This is a genomic window from Rhodanobacter sp. FW106-PBR-R2A-1-15, from assembly GCF_058789735.1.
In genome coordinates this window covers 1-1,387 of sequence record NZ_JBYTEM010000063.1, presented here as the reverse complement: position 1 = coordinate 1,387, position 1,387 = coordinate 1, and the positions used below count along the sequence as shown (strand labels likewise).

The following is a 1,387-nucleotide window of genomic DNA, read 5'->3' as shown; positions in this document are numbered from 1 at the left end:
GGCTCATCGCGGAATCGTGTGAGCACCCACGGCGCCAAAGACTTGCGTAAAGCCCTTCTGGCAAGCCATTTTCAGCCTGCGGGAAGGTGACGGATTCCTGCTTCGACTTTGTGAGCGAGGTTTGGCGATGAAGGCGGGACGCAGTCTGCGCGAGTTGTTCTCCTTCCCCGGCTTCGTGGCGGCGGCGACGCTCATGGGTGAATTCGGCGATCCGAAGGCCCGGATCGTCCGGCTGCGGCGCCGAAAAAAACGGCGGTGTGTTCGCACTGCGGCCATCGCAGCCGCGGCCGCTACGACCAGAAAACCTGCCGTACGCGCGACCTGCGCGTGGCCGGCTGGTTGCTGTACGTGGAGTACGAACGCTGGCGGGTGGACTGCCCCGGGTGCGGCGGCGTGCATGTAGAGACGCTGGATTGGTTGGCGACGAACCCGCGCTACACCGCGCGCTTCGCCCTGCACGTAGGCAATCTCTGCCGCAGCATGACGAACAAGGCAGTGGCCGAGCTGGAGCGCCTGCACGACAGCACGGTCAGGGACTTGTCCAAGCTTTACATGGCCGAGCAGGTGCGCCGTGCCGGCTTGCCTGCGCCACGCGCCATCGGCATCGACGAGATCGCCATCCACAAGGGTCACGATTACCGCGTGGTGGTCAGCGACCTGGAACGAGGCCGGCCGATCTGGTTCGGCGGGCAAGGCCGTACCGAGGCAGACATCGACCGCTTTTTCGCCGACCTGGGGCCGACCAAGAGCGCGCGTATCGAACTGGCACTGATGGACATGTGGCGCCCCTTCCGCAACTCGGTCGCCAAGAATGCGCCCAACGCCGCCATCGCGTTCGACAAATTCCACCTCCTGCGCCACCTCGGCGACGCGCTCGACCAAGTGCGGCGCGACGAATACAAACGTCTGCAGGGCAAGGATCGCAGCTACATCAAGGGTCAGCGCTACACGTTGCTGAGCCGCCGCGACAACCTCAGCCTGGACGGACGTCAGGCACTCAAGAAGTTGCTGGCGGTGAACAAACGACTGCACACCGCCTACCTGCTGAAAGAGTCCTTCGGACAGTTGTGGAGCTACCGCACCGAGCGTGGCGCGCGGGCGTTCTTCGAGCGCTGGAAACAGAGTCTGCGCTGGCAGCGTCTGGCGCCATACCAGAAGTTTGTGCGGATGGTCGAGCGACACTGGGACGGCATTGCCGCCTACTGCCAGCCCGACCACAAAGTCAGCCTCGGCCTGGTCGAGGGCCTCAACAACAAGATCCGCGTCATCCAGCGCAGCGCCTACGGCTACCGCGACGAGGACTATCTGAAGCTCAAGGTCATCGCCAGCTTCCTGCCACCGCTACCCGATAACGCCAAAATCCACCCACACTGATCCGCGAAGACCC

Annotated in this window: 1 protein-coding gene; it reads left to right on the top strand. The window is 63.9% G+C overall.

The window, feature by feature from the left end:
* Positions 1–201 precede the first annotated feature (201 nt).
* Positions 202–1,374, top strand: a complete 1,173-nt coding sequence (locus tag AC3WTD_RS18495; protein ID WP_492614658.1) for an ISL3 family transposase — start codon at positions 202–204, stop codon at positions 1,372–1,374.
* The last annotated feature ends 13 nt before the right edge of the window (positions 1,375–1,387 follow it).